The 18,983-nt window shown below is 36.7% G+C and carries 14 protein-coding genes; 6 read left to right on the forward strand and 8 right to left on the reverse strand.

Features of this window, described 5'->3' with window-relative positions:
- Nucleotides 1-115 precede the first annotated feature (115 nt).
- Complete coding sequence (locus tag J5U23_RS07460; RefSeq protein ID WP_218267405.1) at nucleotides 116-2,236, forward strand: nitric-oxide reductase large subunit; 2,121 nt, start codon at nucleotides 116-118, stop codon at nucleotides 2,234-2,236.
- Nucleotides 2,237-2,642: 406 nt separating this feature from the next.
- On the opposite strand, the gene J5U23_RS07465 is transcribed toward J5U23_RS07460, so the two are convergent.
- The 3 genes from J5U23_RS07465 to J5U23_RS07475 all read right to left on the reverse strand — a co-directional run bounded on the left by J5U23_RS07465 (nucleotide 2,643) and on the right by J5U23_RS07475 (nucleotide 5,774).
- Nucleotides 2,643-3,077 (reverse strand): MarR family winged helix-turn-helix transcriptional regulator, encoded by a 435-nt coding sequence (locus tag J5U23_RS07465; protein ID WP_218260164.1) that lies wholly within the window; start codon nucleotides 3,075-3,077, stop codon nucleotides 2,643-2,645.
- Nucleotides 3,061-4,740, reverse strand: a complete 1,680-nt coding sequence (locus J5U23_RS07470) for an MFS transporter (RefSeq protein ID WP_218260165.1) — start codon at nucleotides 4,738-4,740, stop codon at nucleotides 3,061-3,063. Before J5U23_RS07470 ends, J5U23_RS07465 begins: the two co-directional genes overlap by 17 nt.
- 227 nt (nucleotides 4,741-4,967) lie before the next feature.
- Complete coding sequence (locus J5U23_RS07475) at nucleotides 4,968-5,774, reverse strand: DUF1028 domain-containing protein (RefSeq protein ID WP_218260475.1); 807 nt, start codon at nucleotides 5,772-5,774, stop codon at nucleotides 4,968-4,970.
- 292 nt (nucleotides 5,775-6,066) lie between these two features.
- Here J5U23_RS07475 and J5U23_RS07480 point away from each other — a divergent pair, with 292 nt between their 5' ends.
- Nucleotides 6,067-6,678 carry a 3'-5' exonuclease family protein gene (locus J5U23_RS07480; RefSeq protein ID WP_218260476.1) on the forward strand — a complete coding sequence of 204 codons (612 nt, stop codon included), beginning with the start codon at nucleotides 6,067-6,069 and terminating at the stop codon, nucleotides 6,676-6,678.
- 5 nt (nucleotides 6,679-6,683) lie between these two features.
- Here J5U23_RS07480 and ilvC read toward each other — a convergent pair whose 3' ends face one another.
- From ilvC to J5U23_RS07505, 5 genes are all read right to left on the reverse strand, one after another.
- On the reverse strand, nucleotides 6,684-7,679 hold the full coding sequence (ilvC, locus tag J5U23_RS07485; protein ID WP_218267406.1) for a ketol-acid reductoisomerase: 996 nt from the start codon (nucleotides 7,677-7,679) through the stop codon (nucleotides 6,684-6,686).
- Between the two features lie 42 nt (nucleotides 7,680-7,721).
- Nucleotides 7,722-9,023 carry a phosphomethylpyrimidine synthase ThiC gene (gene thiC / locus J5U23_RS07490; protein ID WP_218267407.1) on the reverse strand — a complete coding sequence of 434 codons (1,302 nt, stop codon included), beginning with the start codon at nucleotides 9,021-9,023 and terminating at the stop codon, nucleotides 7,722-7,724.
- Between the two features lie 34 nt (nucleotides 9,024-9,057).
- On the reverse strand, nucleotides 9,058-9,444 hold the full coding sequence (locus J5U23_RS07495) for a hypothetical protein (RefSeq protein ID WP_244988842.1): 387 nt from the start codon (nucleotides 9,442-9,444) through the stop codon (nucleotides 9,058-9,060).
- Nucleotides 9,445-10,023: 579 nt separating this feature from the next.
- The gene (locus J5U23_RS07500) at nucleotides 10,024-10,191 is read right to left on the reverse strand and encodes a hypothetical protein (protein ID WP_218267408.1); all 168 of its coding nucleotides are present in this window, start codon (nucleotides 10,189-10,191) and stop codon (nucleotides 10,024-10,026) included.
- A 417-nt stretch (nucleotides 10,192-10,608) separates the two neighbouring features.
- Entirely contained in the window at nucleotides 10,609-10,806 is a 198-nt protein-coding gene (locus tag J5U23_RS07505; protein ID WP_218260170.1) for a hypothetical protein, read from the reverse strand.
- Between the two features lie 101 nt (nucleotides 10,807-10,907).
- Here J5U23_RS07505 and J5U23_RS07510 point away from each other — a divergent pair, with 101 nt between their 5' ends.
- From J5U23_RS07510 to aceA, 4 genes are all read left to right on the forward strand, one after another.
- Nucleotides 10,908-11,678 carry an MBL fold metallo-hydrolase gene (locus J5U23_RS07510; protein ID WP_218267409.1) on the forward strand — a complete coding sequence of 257 codons (771 nt, stop codon included), beginning with the start codon at nucleotides 10,908-10,910 and terminating at the stop codon, nucleotides 11,676-11,678.
- Between the two features lie 38 nt (nucleotides 11,679-11,716).
- Nucleotides 11,717-13,174 carry a hypothetical protein gene (locus J5U23_RS07515; RefSeq protein ID WP_218267410.1) on the forward strand — a complete coding sequence of 486 codons (1,458 nt, stop codon included), beginning with the start codon at nucleotides 11,717-11,719 and terminating at the stop codon, nucleotides 13,172-13,174.
- A 412-nt stretch (nucleotides 13,175-13,586) separates the two neighbouring features.
- Nucleotides 13,587-16,067 (forward strand): aldolase/citrate lyase/malate synthase family protein, encoded by a 2,481-nt coding sequence (locus tag J5U23_RS07520; protein WP_218267411.1) that lies wholly within the window; start codon nucleotides 13,587-13,589, stop codon nucleotides 16,065-16,067.
- Nucleotides 16,068-16,522: 455 nt separating this feature from the next.
- Nucleotides 16,523-17,836 (forward strand): isocitrate lyase, encoded by a 1,314-nt coding sequence (gene aceA / locus J5U23_RS07525; RefSeq protein WP_218267412.1) that lies wholly within the window; start codon nucleotides 16,523-16,525, stop codon nucleotides 17,834-17,836.
- Nucleotides 17,837-18,983: the final 1,147 nt, after the last annotated feature.

Raw genomic sequence — 18,983 nt, forward strand, 5'->3', positions numbered from 1 at the left:
AGATTTAAAAGATCCTATTTAAACTATGTTGCACTTTATTTCTTAGTACACCTTAGTTATTAGGGGTTTAGGATATATCAATAAATTTCCTTTTATTATCTTTGAGGAGTAAAATATGGCCAAAAGAATTAGGGGTGACGTTTGGTCAAACTTAGTGTTAGTAGCGACAGTCCTTGTATACGTAGTTTACATTGCGTTAGCTGGTTATACGTTAACGCATTTGCCTCCAATTCCATCAGTAGTTGAAACCGAAAACGGTACTGTATTATTTACGGGAGGTGAAGTTATAAGCGGAAAGGTACTAATGCAGAAATATGGATTATTCGATTACGGTAGCTTTTGGGGCTTCGGAGGTTATTACGGAACTGATTTTACTGCTCTAGCCTTAAAAGTTATAAATCAAACTGCAGATCCACCTACGATAAAGGTAGATGGTCAAGCTTACTCCTCCATAACTGATTCAGAGACAAGTAAATGGGTAGTGTCCAACGATTACGTAAAAGCTTACAACACCCTTTACAATGAGCTTTACAATATCTTGTACAACAATTCCTCCAACTATGGACTTAAGCCTAACTTGGTGAATCCCAACGATTTGAGAAATATAACGGCATTTATTTTATGGGGTGCGATGGTTTCTCTCCTAGGATATACTAACGGTTTTCCTTACATGCCTCAACAAACTCAACCATCCGTAAACGTTAGCCTATCAACGTGGATAATGGTAATCGTCCTTTTAGCAGTCTTAGTTTCAATGGTGAGCTACGTTAGTCTAAAAATACTTGACCATTGGAGAGATCCAAGAATATCTGTCCCCCTTCCTCCACCATCTGCATCACAAAGGATAGGCTTGATAGGAGTATTCTTCGCCTCAGTCCTCGCGGGTATACAAGGTTTGTTAGGATATTTGGCCATGCATTATTACGTAGATCCAGAGGGAATATTAGGTTTAATAAACTTCCTACCTTTTAACGTTACTAGGGCCTTGCACTTAAACATGGCAGTGGTGTGGATAGCACTTACATGGATTACCTTTTCAATCTTTGCGTTACCATATCTGGGTGTTCCCTTATCCAGAAAGCTCTCCTTTGCAATCTTAGGCTTAACGTTATTTGCCGGAGTGGGTCTGCTTCTAGGAATATTGTTCTCCTATAATCAATTAATCCCATCACCCTATTGGTTTATTTTCGGTGCTCAAGGAAAGCCAAATGACGTTGATCAAGGTACCTTCTGGTTGCTCCTAGTTGCTCTAATATTCTTCTTAGCTTCCTCATTATTCTTCAAAGCTTCAAAGTCAACCGCGGAACCTTTAAGACCACTAACGAGGATTACTGCAATAGGTCTCTTGGGATCTGGAATAGGTGCAATCTTCGGATCATTACCAATAATTGCTCCATGGCCTAACTTCACCGAAGACCAGTTCTTCTTATGGATTATGATACACTCGTTCGTTGAGGGGTTCTGGCCCTCTATAGTAATACCAGTAGTATTAATACTTTTAGTTGTCAACAATTTAGTACCGCCAAGCCTAGCTACGATGGCAGCGAGTATAGATTCCGTTAGCGAAATACTCTCTGGGATGATAGGTACTGCACATCATTATTATTTTGGAGGTGAACCGTTATTCTGGATGTACTTGGGAGCATCAGCAGCTATATTAGAGGTTATCCCTATTCTCTTCTTAACTTATTACGCAATTTTGCTGTGGAGAAGAGGTGAAGCTAAGACCGAATTTCAAAAGACGTTAGTAACTACCACCTTAATCTCAGCTATTGGAGGGGGATTTGTAGGTGGGATTATTGGTGGGGCTTCAATATTGAACGCTCCAATGATAAACTATTACGTCCATGGACTACAATTTACCATGGCTCATGCCCATTTAGCGTTCCCATTAGTGTGGGGTTTAACTGCCATTTTAATGTGGATTGCCGCATTGTATTTATCAAATGGGATTAAAGAAAACGAGCTAAAGACGTTGAGAATTATGATACTGATTTACGCCATTGGTTTCATACTGCAAGGAATAGACTTATGGGCATTAGGGGCTGTTCAACTGGCTACAGTTTTAAGGGTAGGTTATTGGGCGGCAAAAGGTACACTATTCTATCTGCTATCTATTCCAGATTTAATAGTATGGCTTAGAATGATTGGCGATGTAGTTGCGGGTTTCGCTGCTGCCGTAATTATAATTTACACGCTTAAGGGTGTAATTAAATCTTACAAGATCAAAATATAAAAGGTAAATTACTTTTTTACTCTTTTAGTTCATATTTTGAGTTATTACCTTTCGCAAGGTCACTTTTCCCAGTTAAATCCCTAAGATATACGTTTTTCCAATGAATAACGTCAAATGCGGTTTTATCTATTATTTGTTTTTTGAAAAAGCTTTCCCTTGAAGAATACGTTAATGGAGTGGGGGTCAAAGTACTTAGCGTACAAGAAGATTACAGTACTAAAGTTCAACAACTCCAAAACTACAATCGTTACCAATACTGCAGATACAATGACAATATAGAGTTTTTATTCACTTTTACTCATTGTTAAATATAACGTTGTATAAAGTGGTTTAAATATTTTAGTCTTAAATGGTATAAAAAGAGAATCAAGTTAGATAAAGGTAGATTTCTCTTATGAGAATGATATTACCCATTTGACCTTTCCACTTTAATAAGTATTTTATTTAACCCTTCCAAGAGTTCTGAAACATTATTCACATCACTTAAAACTTCGTTAACCAAATTCCTAAGCAGCTCATTAGCATTCTCTAACACTTCCATACCTTTAGGAGTAATTTCAACCAACACAACTCTTCTATCCCTATTATCCCTTACCCTTCTTACCAAACCTTTTGCCTCAAGTTTATCAGTTGCCGCAGTTATTGCTGATTGCGTCACAAAATACCTATTTGCTAAGTAAACCATGGATCTAGGTTCCTCAGATGTTGCCTTAAGTATTGAGAAGTCCAGATAGGATAAATCCATTACCTTACCTAACCTATTGTTGAACTCCCTTATTAATCCTCTATAAATCTTGGCTATAGTGCTAACTAGTTGTAGCCTTTCATCTACTTTTTGCATCTGTCACACCTCCATCTTGTTGTTCTGCAATGACTCTTCTACCTCTTAGGGCTGAGGCAATAGCCGCAATAAACGTCAAGACTGCACTAATGTAGAAAGTGTCTCTCAAGGCTATCATAAAGGATGGTGCAATTGCCGTTGGGAACCAGTCATGTTGCTCCATTACTGCAACTGCTTGGGCTGGTACACTAATCCCTGGAGGTAGTGACGAGATAATTGTCTTAACTGGATCATATCCTAAAAATGCAGCAAATAAAGCACCAGTTACCGGTATCTTTTGCATTAACGGCGCTAACTGAGGAGCTCCGGCTTGAGTGACAGCATTAGCTAACGCACTAGGTAACGTTGAGGCTAATGAGATAATGACTATGGTAAAGAATAACGCCATGCTTAACGTTTGACCGGTATTTTGTATTGTAGCTCTCATTCCTGATGCAACTCCCCTATATTTAGGTGGTACAGAATTCATTATTGAGGCAGTGTTAGGAGAGGCGAACATCCCATTTCCCAACCCCATTAGGAATATTATAACAGCGAACTCCACGTAGTTGAAATTATAAGGTAATAAGGTTAAGAGAAGAAATCCTATACCCACTATCACCATGCCTAACGTTGCCAAAAGTCTAGCCCCATACCGATCTGAAAGCCAACCACTAATTGGCCCCATAGTGACAAATCCTATCATTAGCGGTATAGTATATATGCCCGCCCAGAACGGAGTTTCCTCATAACTGTAGCCGTGTAATGGAAGCCATATCCCTTGTAAGAATATTATTAGCATTATCATTAGCCCACCATAAGCTATTGACCTTAGAAAACTAGCTAAATTACCAGCTGCAAACATTCTAATCCTAAACAACTCCAATCTGAACATGGGATACTTTACCTTAGTCTCCACATAGATGAAAGCCCCCATTAATCCTAAACCAGCTATCATTGATGCGATTACGAATGGGTTTCCCCAGCCTAGCTGGGAGTTACCATAAGGTAGTAATCCATAAGTTATTGCGATTAGGATCAAAATTAATCCTAAACCAAAGGTCAAGTTACCAGCCCAATCTATACCTTCACTCCTACTTGGCGCTGAGATTTCCTTCAGTTTAGTGTAACTCCATATTGTACCTAGTATACCTACTGGGACGCTAACCAAGAATACGTATCTCCAATTTATTATGGATAATATTCCACCTAATATTAACCCAACAAGGGATCCAGCTAAAGCGGCAATCTGGTTTATTCCTAAAGCCTTACCTCTCTCGTTGTATGGAAATGCATCTGTGATTATTGCAGCACTGTTTGCGAAGAGAAAGGCTCCACCTATTCCTTGTACAATTCTAAACACTATTAACTCTAATGCACCTAGACTACCAGTATTTGGAGTTAGGAAGAGAAGAATTGAACCAATTGTGAAAACCAGAAAACCTAAATTGTACAATCTAACCCTACCGAATATATCGGATAATCTACCAAATGATACTAGGAAGGATGCAGTGACGACATTATATCCCATTAATATCCATAATAGGTATTGAAATGAGGTGAAGGGGTTAATGTTAATACCCCTAAATATTGCAGGTAGCGAGATTAGCGTTATTGTACCATTTATTGAAGCCATTAATACTCCAATTGTCGTATTGCTTAAGGCAATCCATTTGTACTGCATAATTAAAAGATGAATGTTTAACTATTTAATTTTTTACTCCCCATTTTATAAGAGATTTATTTTTAAACCCCTAACCTTTCACGAATGAAATATGATAGTAGAAGAGTTATATTAGATTTAAGTAAAAATAAGATGTTGATAATCTCGCATTACGTAGTAGATTATATGATAGTGATTTGATAGAAAATAATGACGATATTTTTAAATATTAAAGCAGTATAAGTTGTCTACTCTTTTGATAACAAGATCTTCAAAACGCTTTTGCCAATCCTGTCCCCAGTGTACTTCCCCTCGAAGTTATTCATCTCAACCCAAGTTCTCAAATCGTTATATCCCCATTTCCTTAACGCATCTCTTATTTTGTCCTCGTAATCCTTAACGTTAACCATCTCCTCTTCCATAAACGTCGCTACCCATAGGTCCAAAAGCCTTTCCAAATCCTTTAGGGGATCTTGACTATCATCAACTCTCAAATCAACATATTTCCCTACAGTCAGGGGATCAATTTCCCTCTCACTTTTATCAACAGCTTTAACGACAATGATTGAAGCACTCTGCTTTCCCCTCCTATCCCCACCCTTACTTTCCCCAGCTTTCAATGATCTGAGAATTTTCTCATAAATTCTACCCCTACCCTCCGCTTCCTTAGCCATTGCCTCTAGAACTTCCTCTCCTGCTAGTATGTTGCCTTGTACACTGAAGTGATCTCCAATAATATGCCCAGCGTATGAATAACACTCTTTTCCAGTGAAGGCAGAAGCGTTACCCTTAGAGTCAACTACACCGATTTGCCTCTTTTCCCTTAAAGGATCTGAGTCAGTTAAAATTCTTATGGTATCTGATGCACTGTAACCCTTTTCTAGTAATGACAAGCCGTTTACACCATAAGTTAAATTGGCTAGGGCTTGAGTAGCTATTGCACCCACATTCGGTCTCAACCAAGGTACGAAAGCTCCTACGGCTAAGAATTTACTTGCCACTCCCACTCCCCAAGCCTTTTCCTCTGGGTCGTAAATGACTATTGAGAAGGTCATACTGTATACTTAACTTATACATATTTAAACAATTATCTTATGGTTGAATGTTAAAGCATGTACTACTGCTTTGTAAAGTTATATAATTGAGTTAAGAACACGAAATTTTTTAAACCATCTTAACAATGTTATATTCAGTAATGAGTAAAAGTGAATATAAAGATATTATATTGCTATAGCATCTGTAGTATTAGCAACAATTTTAGTTTCGGCGTTGTTAAACGTCAATACCGTAATCTTCCTATGCACGGTTAGCTATACTTTTATACTCTCTCTTCAAACAACATATTAAATGAGGCTATTATTAACTATTGACACATTTCGCCAAACTTTACCCTTCCAAAACGAAAAAGTAATAATAATAGGAGTTATGGAAATTAACCAGACTAATAAGAAAAAGTACTTTCACTTCTTCACGGAGTGGGATCTAGGTAACGAAAAAGAGGTGATAAATAAATTTTATGAATACATTAAGGGGAAAATTGGTGAAGTCGGGTTAAACAACCTGAACTTCTTCAGTGGGAAGAGCAAAGTTCTTGAAAGGCTATTCGTGGTTGGGTTTAACATATTACGCTTTGATATACCAATTTTAACACAGAAGGGAGTTGAGTACTCAATTGGTACTGTTTCCGATTTGAACTCCCTATGGAGTAGTCTAGCTGTAATAGATTACCTTCAAGCAATGCTACCTTACAATAAGATGAAATTTAAGGGTATGAGCTGGGAGAGATTTAGTCAAATTTTAAGAATGAGCGGGCAAAAGGTACCTAAAATTCCCTTAAGAGGTTCACAAGTCAAGGACTTATATGTAAATAAGGATTACTCCAGTATACTAAAGCGTAACAAGGCTAAACTCCTAACGCTTTACTCCGCAGTTAAGATTTTTGAAAAAGAGAAAAGTTAATTTAATTACTTTGTTTTTCTTCCCAGAACCTTATACAACTCGTTCTCAGCTTTAGCCATTTCGCTCTGTACAGCTAACTCCCACAATCTATAAAATACAGGGTATCCAGCCTGTTGCTCTAACGTCCACTCCTTAGCGAAACTCCCATCCCATATATACTTTGCCTCATCCTCAACAATTTTCCTAACCAAGTCATAATACTTGAACATTCTGGTTAAAGTACCGTATTGGCTAGTAGTGCTATGGTGAACCATTTGATTGAATATACCCTCTTCAGCAATAAGTCTAGCAATCTCAGCCAATTCCCCAGATGCGTAAAATTCCAACAATGCTGCCTCTGGAGATATCCCATATTCCTTTACAGCAACGTCAAAACAAGCCTTTATTGCTCCAAACAATATTGGCACCCAGGTGTGTTCACTCATTAAGTCCAATAACGCTTCCTCCTCAAATGATGAAATAACTGCAATCCCACCTGGAATCGCACCTATACCTTTGGCTATTGCCTTAGCGTAATCCCATGCCTTTCCAGATGCGTCTTGTTTAACTCCCAATAATACGGGATAACCTTTCCCTTGCTTATGCAAATCCATAATCCCTTCCCCAACCATTCTGGGAGCAACCATTACAGTGTCAACGTTTTTAGGTGGTCTGATAAGTCCAAAGGCCACGTTGTATCCACTGGCGAAGTCCAATACGAACTCTTTCTTGCCTTCTAAAATTGGGGCAATATTCTTTTCATAAACTTCCTTCATTATTTCATCTGGAATTAGGAGAAAGGCAATATCAGCTCTCTTCACAGCTTCACCTATATCGTAAACTTCAAACCCTTCCTTTATAGCCAAGTCGTAATATCTATCCTTAACGTTTCCTATAATAACGTTCAGACCATTTTCCCTCATAATATTAGCTTGAACTCTCCCTTGGTTACCGTAACCAATTACAGCTATTGTCTTTCCCTTTAAAGGTTCTAAACTCGCATCTAAAACTGTTTTATCCATAAAAAAGTGTTGCCGTTTGAAAATAAAAATATGAATCCGTACTTATAGGGATGATGAAGAACCTATCTTCCTAACTTGATCCATAGCCCACATCATTGGACAATATCCACCACACATGGTACAAGCTTTCACTTTAGGAGTACCGAACTGAGTGTAAACTTGATAAGCTCTTTGAGGATCTATTAGCTTAGAAATCATGTTCTCCCAATCCAGTTTTCCCCTATAATAACTAACCTCGTCATCCCACTTACTAGCCCTTTTCCCTAACTTAACCACATCACCAGCATGGGCTGCAACCCTATAAGCAATAGCTCCCTCCTCAACTTGCTTAACAGTTGGTAACCCTAAGTGCTCAGCTGGGGTTAGATAACATAATAAATCCGCACCAGCAGCTGATGATATTGCAGCACCTATGGCAGAGGCTATGTGATCATAGGGCGCACCTACGTCGATAGTCAAGGGACCCAAAACGTAATATGGCACACCACCAGTTAACTTCTTCATTAGCTTAACGTCCCAAGCTATTTCGTTCAGTGGTACGTGTCCCGGTCCCTCAACCATAACTTGCACACCCTTTTGCAACGCACATTTAACTAGCCTAGCGGTTTCCAATAGTTCTCCAATTTGGAACTCGTCATGAGCATCTCCAGTAGCTCCAGGTCTTAAGGCATCTCCCAAAGAGATTATAGCATCATATTCCTTAAACATTTCTAACACGTAATCCCAGTTCTTTCTATAGGGGTTCTCCGAGTTATTGTGTATCATCCAACCAGCTATCATGTCCCCTCCCCTTGAGACTATTGGAATAATCCTATCGCTCTTTAACGCCCTAATAGCTAAATCCTTAGTTATTCCAGCGTGAATTGTCATGAAGGCAACCCCATCCTTTAAGTGCTTTTCCACTGTGTTTAGTAATTCATCTTCAGTAAAATACGCTCCTCCAGACTTCTTCTTAAAGGACTCTATGAAAACCTGGTAAACTGGGACTGTACCAACTGGTAGATCTGATGCCTTTATTATCTCCCTCCTTATGGCATCTAAATCTCCTCCCGTTGATAAATCCATTAAAGTATCTCCCCACTTGTTTGCAACCTTTACCTTCTGTAATTCCATGTCTAAGTCTACAACCTCACTTGAAGTGCCTATGTTTACGTTAACTTTAGTACTTAGTCCCTTACCTATTGGGACAAGTTTTCTACTAGGGTACTTCGCATTTCTTATCAAAATTATTTTACCCTCACTTATCCTATTTTTGACCTTCTCTACTGGTATACCTTCTAGCTTACTTATTGCCCTCATCTCATCTGTTATTTGGCCCCTTTTCGCCTCATCTATAATACCCATAAGAAATATTCATATAACTAAGTTATAAAGATTATTATATACTATAAGATGCCAACTCTTGAGCTTCATCTAAAATTATCGCAAGCTGTTTCTTATTATCCCTAGCAATTGAGTCCATTTCTCTTATAACGTAAGTTACGTCTGTACCCCTAATCTTCTTTAACTTAGCCCTAACTTTATTAGCTTGTATTTCCTCAACGCCTAAAATATTTGAAAGTAATTTTGCAACCTTGCCTAAAATTGTGTAGTTCTTTATAGCCTCATTTATCTCCTCAATTAGTAAACTTATTAAAACGTCTTTTGGGTAATGCTTCTTTCTTGAATCATGTATTCTCATAAGATTAATAGAGACTTTTATTGCCTCACTTTCCTTTACTGCAACGTTAACAACGCTTGTCTTTTCTATCCTTCTCATGTCCAATACGGCAATTCACTCACCTCTTGCAATGCTCTCCTTAATCATCTCAATTTCCTTCTCCCTATCCGGTAGACCCAAAACCTATTTTCAGAAATAATCCACTTCGAAATATCATAAAAATTAAGTGACTAAAGTTTATAATTATCTGACAACTAACTAAAATTTAAAGTAAAAATCTCAAAAATGCTCCAATATTTATGTATTACTTAAGAAGTAGTACTATAATTCATGTTATTCTTCTCACATTTTCTCATATATGTTAGAAAAATGAGAAAGAAATACTCTAATTTCATGGAAATTCAGATAGAATCATTCTCTTTTGATACATTTTATCATATATAAGATAATGGGCATTTATTAATCTTTCATTATTATATTTAATTAAATGATTTTGGGAGTACCGTATCCTATAGGTCTTTCCCATCTTCCTTGGGTCTCGTGTTAAATAGCAATTATACGGAACCATATAAATTACGGCACCGTATTAATCAAATTTACTGATCATTGTAAGGCTAGACTAATAGTTAGTTACTCATACTAAAAATTTAAAATTTTTGGAAAATGACTTTAAAAGACAAACAACTATGTAGTATAGTTTATGTAGAAGTAGTAGTATGGTAAATGTTTATGGGAACCTCCAATATTATACGTGATGTTAGACTCCATCATGTAAATGTAATAGGTGTATGAAAAGGGATAAGGATAAGTACCAATAGTTACATAGGGGGTCGGACTTTCATAAGGTTTCATGATATTTGATATTAACCCTAGTCCTCATACCCCTTATTGCTCTCCCCGTGCCGTGTACGGGACTAACTCCCTTCGAGGACATGGGGAGTTTCATGGAGTACCTTGCTCCCCCCTCACATTGCTCATAGAGCTCATTGTGGTACTCTCTGTTCTAATGTTAGCATTAAAGTTTATAAATTTTGGATAGACATATGGCATAAGCCTATTTAATAGCGTTAAAAAGGCTAGGGATGATAAGTGATGTTAAATAATATAAACTTTACGCCTTATCGAAAACAGTTAGCAACTGCATCAGAAACTTCATTATTTCTGATAAACACTGCAATACTTAGAGCAGGTTAAGGTATTATAAGTTATGCTATTATTTACGCTCCTAGCATGTAGGCTAAGGGACTTAATGGTATTGGAAAGCTCAGCCTACCATAAGATGTATCTCCATATTGAAATTGGATTGTATTGAGCTTCACCTTTAACAGTTTCAGCTACGAGTTTAAGATTGTTGGATGGGAAGAATGCACTTGGTGAAGCACCTGGGTACAAATAAGTAATATTATATAAGTATGGCGCAGTTGCACCATTATTTTCAGCAACTACAAACCTTGTTGTAAGAATCATTAATACACACCTAAGGGGAACCCATTCATCATGTGAATAACACTTATAATCCACACTAGTTTGGGTTTTGAGTTAATATTCCCAGAGTAGATAGATAAAGCATGGTTTCTCTATTTAAAATAATTCAGGTCGGAGATCATGGTGAAGTACCGGGAGCAGAAGCCTTTTGGATGAGGGATTTCGATAAGTGGTATAGATTATCATTCTACTCTTTTCTTTTAAGAACCGAGGATAACGAGTACGTTTTAGTCAATACTGGATTACCAGATGATCTAGCCTTAAGGAATAAGTTCTTAAGGGATTGGGCTAAAAGCGATAGATGCAAGTTTCAACACGTGGAGAAAATTGAGAATGCCCTTGCGAGATTAAACTTGAAAACTGACGAAATTTCCCACGTCATTATTACGCCAGTTCAAGATTACAGTATTGGGAGGATTCACTTATTTAAGAAGGCAAAGTTCTACTTTTCTAGAAGAGGATGGTATGAGGACGTTGTTACGCCTTCCACCTCACCTTTTTTAAATAGAGACATTTACTTGCCTAGGTTTATACGGGAGTACCTGTTTGAAGAGGCGTGGAATAGGATTGTCTTAGTTGAGAATCAAGAAGTCGTTAAAGGCGTGGAGGTAAGGTGGACTGGTTGTCATCATAGGAGTTCCATGTTAGTTAAGTTTGAATACGATAAGAGAAAGTGGTGTATAAGCGATTCAGCCTTCATAATGGCTAATTTTGAGCAAAATATTCCAATTGGCATTGCTGAGGACATTTACGAATGTTTAAGCGCCTATGATTACATGAGGAGAGAATGCGATGTTGTTATTCCAGCTTATGATCCAGAAAACATGAAGAGGTTTAAGGAATATGTTTTATAAATAACTTTTACAATGTTATAATGAAGGATGAGTGAAAAGTGAATAAAAAGTACTATATCGTTATAGCATCCGTAATATCAGTAACGATTGTCCTATTAGCATTGCTTAACTTCAATACTGTAATCTTCTTGTACACTAAGTACTTTGACCCCCATTCAATTGACGTATTCTTCTTCAAGGGGAGTAAAATGCTCACTAACGTTTCTGTCTCACTATTTGCATTTTATCCCACGAAAAATGGTACTGTATTTAAGAAGATCTATCAAGGGTTTAATCTTAAGTACTTTTCAATACCTTTATCGAATTTAACTGACTATGTTGGGCACTGGATAAAACATTATGGATATAATATAACACCATCGTTAGTTGGCTTCGCATCTTACTACATAAATAACCCAAACGGTACTATTACAATTTACTCGCAACCATTTTCTATAAGCGTTTCACCTTATAACGTTACTCACGGAATTGGAAAGACTGTTGTAAAGGAATTTATAAATCCAGTAGAGCATATAGTGAAGAGGAGGAATGGGAATTCGGTAAAGGCTAATACAATAACCACTACAACTACTTCCGTACCTACGACATCTACATCAGCTGGCACTGCGTGTGAAATAGTTTATGTTTTGAACTCAGTATGGTATTACCCATCTAATAACAGTCTTGGGCCAGTACCATTATCTATAGCTTATGTTACAGATCCAAACACAAACGATTATTCAGGAGATCTCGGTCTAGGTATTGGTTCATCAACTCAAAGTGGTTACAAGATTTCATTTGGAATAACATATCTGAGTTTTATAAACATGCAAGTTGCAGGTATTTCAATAACTGCTAACGCTAATTCCTTCTCTGTAAAGAAGGAAGTATACTTAGGTAGTGATTATGGTGTGAACTCTCAATTTGCTGAGATATATACTTATGGACAAATTGCTGTTGCAAATTACTCATATTGGATAGGTTATGGTTGTCCCCCCGGTGCTGGCGTTGGTATATTCCCTCCAAATGGATATTGTATTGAAGTTCTAGTTACTGGCTTAGAGGTAAACGGTACTACCAACAATTATTCACCAGCAATTTACGATACTAATACTCCATTAATCCCACCAACGGACTTTTTCAGTTTTACTAACAATCTAACTAAAGTATATGTAATTGAGCCACATCAAGTAGGAACGTACTTTAACTTCTCCACTACTTCAACAACTTCATATGGATACGTTAGTGGTTCCATACCTGCAGGATTAATAATTACGAAACTCGCTTCAAGACTAGGTATATTTATACCATTGTGGGTAACGCTTGTAATATCTCCTAGTGTTAGTATTGTGCAATTCACTAATTATGACTCCGTCGAATTTACAGAAATCACCCTTGTCTCATCTTCTAATAATGCTTATTATATCTACATGGCATTTTCCAATAACAGTTTCACCATTGGTAGTAGTACTTACCATTTACCATATTACTATTACTATATAAACTATACTACATAGTGGTTTATCCTTTATTATCTTTAAAAAGTTTAAATTTTTAGAATAAAATTATAATTCCCTTAATACTTGGGCTAAACTTATCTCTAAAACGTTATCTCTATAGCAAAGTATAAGCTCTTATCTTACTGTTATCTCTTACTGTTATCGTTTTTCGATAAAATGGTACAACTACTTAATGGTCGATACTGGGAGAGACAAATTATTATATAGACGTTATAAAATTATTTGCATGGTTTATAATCAAAATGTGACATTTATAGGAAAATCCTTGCAGTTTGAGGAGACCTTGAAAACTTAAAAAGTGTATTCAAAAAAGAGATAAATCCTTTCGTAAAGTACTGCGTATATCTAATTGAAAATTTTTTAGAAAAATTTAATAGTATACTCTAACTTTTGAAAATTGGGGGATCAAATGTCTTTTAGCTTAAAAATCCCTGGAGAGATATATCAAAAGTATAGTGACCTCTTCGGAGAAAAGACCATAAACGATAGGATTGTAAGTGTCGAAAAACTCATTGAGGAGCTCGCAATTGAGTTCTCGGATGAGATAAGGAGGGTTATTAATAAAAGGAGACAATGGTTAGAATCAAAAGATCCCGTGACCTCTAAGGGTGCTTTCCCATCCTTTGACGAAGTCTTTGTAGACGCTGATGGAAATAAGAGAACCTTTAGGGAAATCATTCAAGGGATGATAGACAATTTCCTAGGAGTACAGTCTAAGCTGAGGTGGAGGTTAAATGAAAATGTACCGATACCAAAAGACGCACATCCCCTTAATAACCCAGGATTGGAAATCACTGGACCCTGGTATCCTCTGAGTAGGGCATATAATCAAATAAATTCAGACGTGGCATGTGTTATGGAAGATGAGGAAGATGCATCACCTGCGTGGTACGTCCCCTTTGGTTCTGGTAAAACAACAGCTGACGTATGGGAGGGAAGAAAGAACGTAAAACTCTTTCTCTCCGGTAAGGCTCCAAATCCTTACTACGAGAAGGGGAAAACGTATAGCTTAAATAAACCTAGAGATAAGTGGCCCGTGATTTTTCACAGACTTCCTGGATTGCACCTCTTGGATTTTGACATAACGCTAAATGGTAAACCAGTACCGGCTATAATTGTTTCTGCCGTCATATATATCCTAAATAATTACAATAGCCTAAAGAGCGTAGGCTCTGGGGTATATTTCTATCTGCCTAAAACACAGACACCAGATGAGGCATTGGTAATAGAAAAGATCTTGAGAAGAATTGAGTCTAAACTAGGGCTTAAGATAGGTACGCTTAAGATTGCCCTCCTTTACGAGGAGGTTAATGCGGGAAGATTTTTCCCTATAATACTGTGGATATTTCGTGAGAGGCTCATTAAATCAAATAACGGTAGATGGGACTACTTGGGAAGTTTAATTGAGATGTGGTTACAAGAGAAAGTACTTCCCGATCCCCAAAACATTACCATGACCTCACCAAACATGATGGCTTATCAAAAATACAACGCACTCATGATGCTATTAGCTGGGGCAAAGAATGGTGAAGCCGATTCAGCTCCAGTAGGCGGTATGGCTGCAGTAATGCTTTATCCTCAAACTGATCCGTTCGGGAGAAATAGATACAACTTAAAGGCATTAAGGGGAATAAAGTTAGATAAGTTAAGAGAGAGGCTAATAGGGCTTATATTTGTAGCAGAGGATAAAGTTGAAGGTAAAGTTACTTTAGAGGAGGTAATTAACGGAAAAGTAAAGGGTAAACTTTATGATATGTTTAGACAGAGTTGGGTTGCAACCAAGGAAGAGGCTTACGTAGAGGCGGGAAGTAAACCCTTAAGGGCAAGCCTAGAGGAATTGCAGAAAATAATTGATGCACCAGTTAACTATATTGAAGTAGAGGGAACCAAATTACCTACTGTGGATAGTGGATTAACACCAGAGGAAAGAGCATTATTCCAAAAACTTGGCCTAATTGATGAAAGAGGAAAAATAACACCTTGGGTTATAACTAAGGAAATGATTAACACTCCCGAAAAGTTACTATTTAATAAGGAATTATGGGGTGGAAAGGATCTATGGCATTCGTTATATGACATCCCGGAGGGAGACATTACACCGGAGCACGTTCAACACGCATTCTATATGGCAGCAAATTATGGTTTCCAATTGCTTAATGGTAACTTAGCTGCAGCAATAGATGATTATGAATTAAAGCAAAGATTCATGAATGATCTAGCTACCTATAGAATATTTACTTCTTGGCTATGGAGTGTGATAAATAGGGATGCTAGCTTCACAAAGGATGGATACATTAAGGGACCAAAGCTAACTAAGGACGGTGTGATTCCAGCTGAAGATGTTCTAAAGGTTACAAAGGGGACTAAGATAAAGGACATATTTGAGAAGTTATGGGAGTTACACTTAGATTGGACATATGAGTTTTACAAAGAACAAGATATGAGGGCAGCTAGGAAAATAGCGGAAACCTTTGGAAAGACAAATAATACTACCACAGTGGAAGAGGTATATAAGATAATTTCTAAGGCTTATAGTTCGGGTCCGTTTAGAGAAATGTCAGCTAAAGAAGCTGCTCAGAAGTTGGCAAAAATTCTTAACGCTGACGCCTCTGAGATCGAGGAAGAGCTTATTAATTTAGCCCCAAGGTTTGACAGAGCTATGGCTCCAGTAATAATGGAAATTTTAATGAAACAGTTGTTATATCCCAAGTACATTATGAATAGTGGGAAGATTCTCTTTATACTATCTCCGTTAGATCCGGATAGGAGGTCAAAGGTCATGGATAGCATATTCTCGTTTAGAAAAATGGTTGAAGATAAGGTAAGAAGAGGAGAACTAGATAAGTGGGTATTGGAGTTGTATGACTACGTTTACGACAATTACTGGTAAGCAGTTTATCTTTTCTTTCTTCCCTTTCTTTTTAAAGTAAATATAATTTTTAATAAAGTTTAAATTTAAATAGGGCTACCTTAATGTATTACTTCTTGTTTGAATACTTTTTATTTTCCCTAATTTTATGTTAAGTAAATTCATAAGTTAAGGCTGACATACGTCGTGACTTTAAGTAAGTTAAAAACTGTTTAATTTTAACATTTAGAGATAAAGAAAATTCTAATAATCACGCAAAAGACCTCATGTTAGTTTCAGTTTTTAAGACGTGCTAAAACATCTCTTTTTTGACAATATTACATTGAAACATCAACTATGAATCCCTTTTAATATAGAAACTTTTTAATTTATACCAGGAAATTAATAAAATATATTTAAATAAAACACGGGGAATATATACTTTTAACGTTAAAGTTTATATATTAAAATGTGTGTATATAGATTAGGATATAAAAATGAACATCCGAGATAAATGGGGTGAAGAGGAAAAAAGACTTGAATACGAGTGGTCCGAAGATCCAAGGTGGAAAGGAATAAAGAGAAATTATAAGCCCTTGGATGTGGTAAAACTAAGAGGATCTATCAGAATTGAGTATAGTATAGCTAAGTTAGCCTCTCATAAACTTTGGAACTTGCTAAATACTGAGCCCTATGTGGCAACATTTGGGGCACTAACGGGTTCCCAGGCAGTAGAAATGGCAAAAGCGGGCCTTAAGGCAATTTACGTAAGCGGATGGCAAGTAGCTGCGGATAACAATTTATCAAATCAAACTTATCCAGACTTGAGCTTATACCCATCTAACAGTGTTCCAAACTTAGTAAAGAGGTTAAACAACGCTCTTTTAAGGGCTGACCAAATATCCTGGAGTGAGGGTAAACGGGATATTGATTACTTACTGCCTATTGTTGCAGATGCTGAAGCTGGTTTTGGTGGTCCAATTCACGTTTTCGAATTAACGAAAGCCCTAATAGAGGCAGGGGCTGCGGGCGTACATTTTGAAGATCAATTGGCAGCGGAGAAAAAGTGTGGACATTTGGGAGGAAAAGTTCTAATTCCAATAAGTGCATTTATAAGAGTACTAAACGCTGCAAGACTAGCATCTGACGTATTAGGAGTACCCACAATACTAATAGCAAGGACAGATGCACTGAATGCTAAATACTTATCTAATGATGTAGATGAGACTGATAATCAATTCTTAACTGGAAAAAGAACACCAGAGGGATATTATGAGATTAGGGGAGGTATTGAATACGCTATCGCCAGAGGATTAGCTTATGCACCCTATGCGGATCTATTATGGTTTGAGACTTCTAAGCCAGATTTGGAAGAGGCTAGGCAATTTGCAGAGGCTATTCACACTCATTACCCAGGTAAGTTGTTAGCATATAACCTATCCCCCTCATTTAACTGGAAGAAATTTATGGATGATTCCAAAATTAGCAAGTTCATGAACGAATTAGGAGAAATGGGCTATAAATTCCAATTCATAACCCTTGCAGGTTGGCACTTAATTAACTACCATACATTCAAATTGGCGAGAGCGTATAGAAACGAAGGAATGCCAGCATATGTAAGACTACAGGAGTTAGAGTTCCAAGCGCAAACAGAAGGGTATACGGCTGTAAGTCATCAGAGAGAGGTTGGAACAGATTACTTCGACCTAGTGTTAACAATAGCGTCTGGGGGAGAAGCGTCCACTACTGCGATGGAAGGTTCCACTGAAGCTGAACAGTTTGTAGAGACAAAACAGAAAGTATTGAAATAAAAGGTAAGATAACAGATCTTCCGCATATAGTACTTGGTTAATCTCTTCATTAAAAAAGAATCATTTTTAGTTACATGCATGTATTCGTTTCTTTTTTTTAATATTCTGAAAACTCCTTGTGAATTGCTTCGGTTTTATCAGGGCTAACGCGAAACTTACCTTTAAATCAGCACTTGATTTTTAATTTAAAAAAATGATGAACTTAACACCTAAGAAAATTGACGGATTCAACAAAGCATCTAAAAATTCAAACACAGTTACATAATGGGCTATGTTATAAGGTATATAATAGGGATTTGGGTTTCATCTTTTCATGAAATCACATTCAATCCTTTATCCTTAATAGATATTAAGGTTAGGAAATGATATTTAGATATAACAGATCTATAATTTGGTAATTTGTTGATGTAATTTTTTAAAAAATAAAATTGAATTTAGACTTTAGTTTCTTTTCCCCGATGTCTACATCTCTAGTCTCTCTTAATGTCAGAACTCCTAACCTGTTATATTTTTTACTAATAGATATCGAATAAGATGATTACATGAGGACACCCCAATTTATAATAATATATATTTCAAACATAGAGGTTCGAATATATTACTAACAAATGTCTAAGATAAAAGTATTCAAATAAAAGTATACATTAAGTCAACTAGTCTTATTGTTGAAATTTTTTAGATTGAATATTAATTGCTGAGTACTATTCTGGTACCATACCCTAAAAATTTATTTGAAAGTAATTAGGTATAACCATTATTATGATTCGATTATTAGACTAATAGCAGCAATCAGTAGTTTGATTAATAGAGATTTCAACCACCAATTGTCTACATATTTCCTCCTATAATATATATTTCAAAGAATCCCTTAAGCATATATAATTTAGCATAATTAAGGGTATAGATTTAGTTAATTATTTGTACTTTATTAGTTACGAGTGTAGACACAATTTCGTTAACTATTAGAATAAAGTACCTCCTCTCAATTTAGATGAATTGTTGACGAGAATATGTAGCAAAGTTTAGACTTACCCCTACGGTGACAAATGTAGCTAACCCATAGTCTTTTTCATAATAGTTGCGAAGGGGGGACTAGAAGGGATTATCAAATTTAGCGGAGAGATGCCAGGAAATGGACTAGCCAAGA

Origin of the sequence: Saccharolobus shibatae B12, from assembly GCF_019175345.1 — an archaeon.
Taxonomy (GTDB): domain Archaea; phylum Thermoproteota; class Thermoprotei_A; order Sulfolobales; family Sulfolobaceae; genus Saccharolobus; species Saccharolobus shibatae.